The 8,008-nt window shown below is 63.8% G+C and carries 5 protein-coding genes; 1 reads left to right on the top strand and 4 read right to left on the bottom strand.

The genetic code is table 11. From position 1 onward, the window contains the following. Nucleotides 1–8: 8 nt before the first annotated feature. Nucleotides 9–1,757: an ATP-binding protein gene (locus SH809_05235; protein MDZ4699091.1), complete on the bottom strand. Its 1,749-nt coding sequence runs from the start codon at nucleotides 1,755–1,757 to the stop codon at nucleotides 9–11. 269 nt (nucleotides 1,758–2,026) lie between these two features. Between SH809_05235 and SH809_05240 the strand changes: the two genes are divergently transcribed. Next, nucleotides 2,027–2,239, top strand: coding sequence for a hypothetical protein (locus SH809_05240; GenBank protein MDZ4699092.1), 213 nt, complete (start codon nucleotides 2,027–2,029; stop codon nucleotides 2,237–2,239). Nucleotides 2,240–2,499: 260 nt separating this feature from the next. Here the strand turns inward: SH809_05240 and SH809_05245 are convergent, their stop codons facing one another. The 3 genes from SH809_05245 to SH809_05255 all read right to left on the bottom strand — a co-directional run. Further along, complete coding sequence (locus SH809_05245; GenBank protein MDZ4699093.1) at nucleotides 2,500–3,141, bottom strand: hypothetical protein; 642 nt, start codon at nucleotides 3,139–3,141, stop codon at nucleotides 2,500–2,502. Between the two features lie 5 nt (nucleotides 3,142–3,146). Further along, nucleotides 3,147–5,009 carry a serine/threonine-protein kinase gene (locus SH809_05250; protein MDZ4699094.1) on the bottom strand — a complete coding sequence of 621 codons (1,863 nt, stop codon included), beginning with the start codon at nucleotides 5,007–5,009 and terminating at the stop codon, nucleotides 3,147–3,149. Nucleotides 5,010–5,062: 53 nt separating this feature from the next. Beyond that, a partial coding sequence (locus tag SH809_05255) for a SusE domain-containing protein (protein ID MDZ4699095.1) occupies nucleotides 5,063–8,008 on the bottom strand: 2,946 nt, incomplete at its 5' end.

The raw sequence follows: 8,008 nt of genomic DNA on the forward strand, positions 1-8,008 counted from the left end.
ACCTCTGCTTACCGCTTCACCCGCACCAGAATATCCTTCATCTGATCCAGCGTGAAGGGGGCGGTAAAGGTGCCGTCGAAGCGGGCGCTCGCGAAGCGCGGCGTATGTGGGGTGGTTACGCCCATACCGATCGCGAAGAGCGGCGGGGTGGCCGGACCCAGGGCCTCGCGCAGACGGATGGCGGCCGTGCAGCCGTCCGGCTCGAGGATGTTGGCGTTGATCAACACGGCATCGAAGGCGCCGGCGGACACAACGCCGGCCAGCTTTGCCCCGCTCGTGGCAAGGGTCACGCGGCATCCGAGCCGCTGGAACATCTGGCCAACGATCCGCTGGTTCACGGGGTGCTGGTCTACCAGTAGAATCTGTGGCCCGGGCCGGGTCTCGAGCGGCGGTGTCGGGGATGGTGTCAGGGTTCGGGAGATGGGCTCGCGCTTCCGACGCTCCTGCTCCAGCGCGAACGTGAAGTGAATCGCGTCGAGCAACACGGATGCCCAGATCGGATGCGCAACGGTTGCGGCGACACGGCCGCGTAGGTCGGGCGGGATCTGCTGGCCCGGGCGGGACAGGCCCACCACGGGCAACCCGGCCGGCAACTGGCTGAACAGCGTTGTGAGGGCGATATCGTCCGCCGGCAGATCTATCAGTACCATGGATGTCTCCGTCCCGTCGCGATGGGCCTCGGCGAGGGCTGCGGGTCCGGAAAAGATGGGGATCGGGATCCGCCAGCGCTCGGCGAGGGCCTCGATGTGATCGCCCACTGCCGGGTTGTCGGTGATCGCGGCGAATCCGCCGGTAGCAAGGAGCGTGTCGAGCACCGGAGGGACGACCGCCAGCGCCGGGACCTCGATCTCAAACGAAAATCGGGAGCCGGCGTTCGGGGTACTGCTCACCGCCAACTCGCCGCCGAGGGTGCGCACCAGCTGCCGGGCCAGCGCCAGGCCGATCCCGGTGCCGCCGTAGGCGCGCGTGTCGGAGGAGTCGGCCTGGTAGAAGAGGTCGAAGATGTGCGCCTGCTGGGCGGGGTCTATCCCGACACCGGTGTCGCTCACGGCGAAATGCAGTCGGGCTCGAGCCGTGCCCAACTCCACCACCGCGGCATGCAGGGTGAGCGATCCCGTTGCGGTGAACTTGACGGCGTTGCTCAACAAGCACTCGAGGATCTTCTGGAGTCGCGTAGGATCGGTTTCAATGGCGGCCGGCAGTTTCGGATCGAGCCGAGCATACACCTGGAGCCCTTTCTGGAACGCCTCATGAAACGCATCCGCGGCGACCTCCGCGAGTAGGGGTTCGAGGTCGGTCCATACCCGGTCTGGCTCCGATCGTTCGGAATTGAGCTCGCTGTAGTCCAGCACGTTCCGGACGATAGACAGCAGGTTCGTACCGCTTTCCTTGACGGTCTGTACGTAGTCCAGTTGCTCGTCGTTGAGGGGCGTGCCGGCCAGCAACTCGGCCATGCCCAGAATGCCGTTCAGCGGCGTTCGGAGTTCATGGCTCATGATCGCCAGAAAGTCCTGCTTGGCCTCGTACGCGTCGGTGCGACCGCCTTCGAGGCGGGCCAGCTGCTCGGTAAGGGTGCGGTTGCGCGCCTTTTCGCGCTGGAGCGATTCGCTCACCTCGTCCAACTTCGCACCGAGCGACCCGGCCTCGCGCTCCAACTCGGCGACGGCTTCCCGCAAGGCTCGCAACGGCTCAAGCACGCCGTCGGCCTCTGCCGACGTGCCGCTTGTGACGCGTGAGAACGTGCGGGATTCGCTCATGATAGTCGCACGCCCGAGGGCGGGTGGTCAGATCGCAAAAGGCATGGAGGATGCACGCTAGGGCTGGCCCTGGCGAAACGGCCGATTCGCGGCAAAAGATAACAAGCCGGCGGAAAAGGGTGCCGGAATACTGGACCTCGGAACGCCGGAAGCCTCGTTGGAGGACGTGTTCGCCAACGCCGTGCCGGCGTGCCCTTTTAATCGGCCCCGGATGTTCGTATGTTCATCGCACTCTGTCGACTATGCGCGCCTTCGATGCGCCGCCCAATATGACACATACCATGGTTTCGCAGCAGGATCGCGATCGCCTCATCGCCGAGATCGATGCGCTGAATCGGCTTTACGAGGACACGAAGGAGTACCTGGAAAATGGTCTGCAAGACCCGTCAATTTCGCAGGAGGACTTCGCCGAAGGTGCCATGCGCGCCATGCGGCTCCTGATCCGGCTCAAAGTGATGCTGGACGATTACGCCGCGCTCTGACTCATCGTCACATAAAAAAACAACGCCCGATCCGAAGACCGGGCGTTGACCCACCACAGAAAGAGGTCCACCCTTGCGGGTGTTCTCATGCTATTGACACCTGCCGGAGCAGGTGACCTCGAAGGGAGTATCGGCCCGTAAGGTCCAATCCTTAAGTGATGGTGCTATTGGTTATTGGCAGCAACCCGTCATCCTGAGACCCATAGCCCCGCGAAACTGAGCAATGGGTCACATGAGGTGTGAGCAATGCTTGTGCGCACTCACTGCCCCCCCGGCCGGCCGATAGGCGTCGCAAAGTCCGGTTCCTCCAGAGGCGGTTCGTCGCCTCCCCCGCTCAACAGAACGGCCGTGGCCACGCCGGCCGCGGCGACAGCGGCGCCGCCACCAAAGAGCAGGCCGCGTCGACGTGAGCTGCGAGGCCCGGGTTCCGGAGTGGCCATGGTGAGGGTGTCGGGCGGTGCGATCGGCGGATTCTCGGTCTGGACGATGGGCGCGGCCGGCGGGGTGAGCCGGCCGTCGGCGAGCATGCCGGCCTTTACTTCGTCGATGAAGGCCCGAAAGGGAGGTGGCAAGCGCCGATCGGGCGTATACGACGGGGCGTGCTCAAACAGCGCGACAATCAGAGCGCGCGCCTCGTCGGTGGCGCCGAGCACATAGTGCGAGCGAGCGGCGAGCGTATACGGCGACGCGGCGTTTGCACCCGTATAGGCGCCGGCCTCGATGCACGGCGTGAACAGTTGAATGGCCCGCTCGAAGTCGCCATTGTAATAGGCGCTCTCTGCGGCATTCCGTTGGCGCTGGCAATACGCGGTATCCTGCCCGAATGCCACCAGGGGCGACATCATAAGGATCGAGGCGAGCGCGAGGGCGCGGGTCAGCCAGCCGGTGGAAATGTACTTCATCAGCGTTACCCGTCTTCGGGCAGTTTGCGGAGGATGAAACGAAGGGGGCCGGATACAGAACCGTCGAAGTTTCTAGCTTCGATGGGATAAGCGGGCTCGTACCCTTCGATACGAGCCTCCAAACGGCGCACACCGATGGGGATGTCGACCGGCCCGGGGGTATATGAACCGGTCGGCTTGTCGTCCAGCATGATCTCCGCGCTTTCCACGCGATTCCCGTCGAGATCGAATGTGGTGACGATCAGGCGGATCGTCTGCGTGAAATCTACCGACATCACCTTCGGATCGCCGGGCGTCACGATGACCGTGCTGCGCCACTCGCCGAAGTCGGGGTTGCGGACGGAAACGAGGTGGGTATCCGGCGGAAGGTGGAGCTCCAGCGAATCCTGAACGCCGGCTTGGACCAACTCGCCACCGACATACACATCGCCGAACGGGCGGACGCTCAGCGAAATGGTCCCCTGCACGGGTAGCAACGTCGTGCGGCTCGTGCGGACAACGCCGGCTTCAATCCGGTCCTCGACCACAACCGGCATGTAACCCTGCCGTTCGAGCGAGATCCGAAGGGGACCGGCTGGGAGCTCGTTCAGGTTGGCCGGCGTTCGGCCGTAATACCGCCCATTGATCCGGATGCTCGCACCGGTGGGCTCCGTCCGAATCCGCATGCCGCCGGTCTCGGCGGTGATGGGGATCGCTACAAGGGCGCTGGTGTCTACCGGCGCCGCGAGGGAGTCAAGGATGTCGCCAGGGATCACCGTGACGCCGTCGTTCGGATTGACGAGCGTATCGGACGGCTCCATCGGGGGATAGGAAGCGATCGGCGTCGGGTCTCCGTTGAGCCCGCTGTCGGCGTTGGAAGCCCGGTTGGGGCGATAAAACACGAGCAACGCCAGCGCCAGGCACACGGTGCTTGCGGCGACCAGACTGTAGAGCTTACCCCGCGAGGACCGCAACGTCACGCCAGGCATCTGCGAACCCTGAACGTACAGGGTCGTCGCCCCGCTCATGTGCTGCTCATTTTCGAACTCCTCGATGGCCGCCTTCATCTCGGCGGCGGACTGGTACCGCTTGTCGGGGTCCTTCTCCAGCGCCTTCATGATGATCTTCGCCAGCGCGCGCGGGATCTCCGCGTTGTTCTTCCGGATATCCGGGAACGGCTCCTCGACGATGATCTTCTGGATGGTGTAGCCGCTGGCATTTTTGTCGAACGGCAACGTCCCGGTGAGCGATTCATACATCGACATCCCCAGCGAGAACAGGTCCCCACGGTGATCGACGTTTTTTAGCCCGCGGATCTGTTCCGGCGGCATGTAATGGATCGTCCCCCCGGTAGCCACGGTAACCGTGGTGTCGTGCGCGAACGCGGCCCCTTCCTGCACGACCTTGGCCAACCCGAAGTCGGTGATCTTTACGACATTGTTCGGCGCCAGCAGGATGTTGCGGGGCTTGATGTCCCGGTGAATGACGCCGGCGCTGTGTGCGAAGTGGAAGGCCGAAAGCATCTGCTTGAGCAAGAAGACGGATTCGTTCCACGACAGGGCGCCGTTGGCTTCGAGGTACTCGGCCAGGGTGGGGCCGTGTACGTACTCCATCGAAATATAGTACCCGAAGTCGAACGGCCGGAAAGCGTAGACCAGGACGATGTTCGGATGATGGATCTGGGCCAGCGCCCGGGCCTCAAGCCGAAAACGTCGGATGAACGAATCGTCCTGTGCCAGCGCCGGGTTGATGATCTTCAGGGCCACCGTGCGTGAAAGCTCGATATTCTCCGCCTTGAATACAATGCCCATACCGCCGCGCCCGAGCACCGCATCGATACGGTGCCCGTCCACTTCTTTCCCTATGAAGGATTCCGGACGCGGATACATGATTCAAACAGGGGGGAATAAAAAACAGCGGCGGGAGGTGGCCCGTCGCAACGCTAACGTATGACCGTCATGGAACGTACGACATGCACATCTCCCGCTTCAAGTCGATACAGATAGAGACCACTGCGTACGGGATACGACGCTCCGCCTGTTCGGTCCCATCGGATCGTGTGAAATCCGGCTTCACGTTCGGCATCCACCAGTACCTGGACGAGCCGGCCAAGCGTATCGTAAACGACCAGCTTGACGCGCATCGGTTCCGGTAGTGCGTACTCAATAATGGTGCCACTCGAGAAGGGGTTGGGGTAGTTTTGCGTCAAGACAACGCCGGCCGGGGCCAATGCGCGCACCGACTCGGAAATATACGCATCGGAGCCGATCAACAGGATCAGTTCGGTCTGGTGGGAGCCGGCACTCAGATGAACCGTCGGCTCCACATCGAGGTCGTACCGTTTTCCCAGCCGCGGGTCCACGAGCGCAATGCGCTGGCCGGTGAAGAGATCGACGTTTTCGGCCTCAAGTGTGAGGGGCACGCCGGGCCAGCTTCGTAGCGAGAGGTCAAACCGGTACCCCTCCTGGCCGCCGGTCTCGTAGGCCTCGACGAGCTCGCGCCGGCGCGTGAGCGTGTCTCCGGCCGCTCGTAGCAACCGGAGGCTGGTCGTCTCGAACCCGCGTGGGGGCGCCAGCTGGTCGGCATACGTTGCGCCCACGCCGGCCACGACCTGGCTCGGCGGTCCTTCGCCGGCGCGCGCCGTCAGGGACAACCCGCGCGGCGGCGCCTGGCCGGACACGGAGGCCGGCACGTACGGCAGCGCCAGCGTGGTCAGGGCGTCTGCGTTGAAGAAGTAATACGCCGTCCCACTCCGGGCCGACGCGAACGTGGTCGCGCCGGCGAACGCCCCGTTCCATGCAAAAAGAGACTCGTCGATCCCATTTCGCGTCTGAACATCGGTCCAGCGCAAATCGATGTCGAACGGGTTGGAGATGATGTTCCAGCCTTCTTGCAGCAGGATCGCGTATTCGTTTTCGGCGTCCAACGCTACGGTCGTGCGGGAATCCGAACGCGCCCAGGCCGCTTTCGACAGCAGCCAGAAACCCCGCCCCGGTCGGAATTCGAACAGAGCGCTGCCGTCGAACTTTTGAAAAGCCTCCTGATCCTCTAGATCCGGATCGCCGCGGTCCCGATAGGCCACCCAATCCTCGTCAAACACGCCGGGAATCGCCTGGGCCAGGGGCAGCGCGACCTGCCCCGGGAGGCCGACGAGTCGGTAGCTGGTGGACCGCGTGGGGTCGCCGAAGGTGATGCTCACCGTTTCTGCGACGCTCTGCGGTGGGGTGATCCGATCTTCCTGAACGGTCACGTTAAACGCGGTGGAGACGCCGCTTCGCTTGTCGTCCGTCGCGGTCACGGTAATACGCGCCGTCCCGTGGTTCGCCGGCGTCACGCGGAGCGTCACTCCATCGCCCTCGATCTCCGCCGTCGCCACGCCCATGTTGTTCGAAACGACGCTATAGGTCAACGGGTCGGCATCGGAGAAAACGACCGACAGGCTCGTCGTGAAGGCTGTTCCGCCCTCGACGAGGGCCTGATCCGCAATCGGGGCCACCACCTGCGGCGGCACGTTTACGGTGAAGCTAAACACATCCTGTGTCGTGCCCCCTCGCGGATCCATGGCCGAGACGGTGATCTGTGCCCTCCCGACGACCCCTGGCGAGACGATCAGGGTGTCCCGATCAATCGCCACGCTTGCCACGTCCGGCGCGTCCGACACTGCCGAGAACGTCAATACATCGGCCTCTGGATCGCTGAACACGGCGTTCAGCGCGATGCGCTCCTCCGGACTCCCCACCAGCAGCACCCGGTCCGCGATGGCCGATTGCACAAACGGAGGGGTGTTGTTGACGCTGCGTTTGAGGGCAATCGATCGGGGTTCGCTGAGCGTTATCAGACTCCCGTCGGTCACGGCGACGCCGTGGAAGAGAGTCGCTGTCTCCCCGGGTGCGACGCCGCGAGAGGCCAGGAAGGCGTCGAGGATGGCGTGGCTGATCGACACCGAGGGCGTCTGCTCCGTCCTGAGGATACCATCCACGGAAGCAAAACTCGCTTCCCGGCTGTACGCCCACAGGAAAGCGGTGGGATGCCCGTCTGGATCCGGCTCGGCCGTCCACGTCACCGTCAACGCGCCGGCGTCCGCCAGGTCGATGGAAGCGCCGTTGGCCGGCGCCGTGAGTGTCGCGGCAGGCGGAGGCCGGTTTGGGGTCGGGTAGAAATGCCCACGCATCTCCTGCTGCACGGCAGACTGGGCGTCCGTGCGGGTGGTGAAGAGAACGGTGTACAACCGCTCGGCCAGCAGGGCGTCGGCCAGATTCGTGGTGAGGGGAATGCTGTTCAGTTCGGCTTCAAACACGCCCCCCGTGCCGCTCAGTGTGGCGGTTAACGTCGTTACCTGGATCCCGTTCTCATTCGGCTGGCCGATGTACAGCGCGGCGCCCGAGTAGGGGTTCGCCAGGTCCTTGAACGTTCCTGTCACCACCAGCCGGCTATCCGTCAGTACGGCCGTGAACGCGCCGGAGGCAGGTGAGAAAAAGGGGGGCAAGACATTCAGGCTCCGCAGGTTGGCGTCGAACCGTTCTGACGTGTTCACCGCCACGCTCACCGGCAGGCTGGTGAGCGTAAGGCCTACGACCGTGGTGTTCGTGACGCGGAGGGTGTACACCCCGGCATCGGACGACACGGCCGCCAGCCGGGAGAACACCCGGCTCGTCGCGCCATCGATCACGACCCCGTCCTTGAGCCAGACGTACTGATTTTGCGCTCCGCCTATGGGGAGGTCGATCGTCAGGGCTTCCCCTTCGTCGATCGAAATCGTGGCGGCTTCGCCGAAATTGGCCTGGGGGATATATTCATATCCGATAATCCCCACGTTCGGCTCCAGGTCCTCGAAGGTGAATCGGTTGGTATGCACGCGCAGGCTCGTCATCCGGTCGGCCGCGGCCGA

The sequence above is a fragment of the Rhodothermales bacterium genome (genome assembly GCA_034439735.1).
Classification (GTDB): Bacteria; Bacteroidota; Rhodothermia; order Rhodothermales; family JAHQVL01; genus JAWKNW01.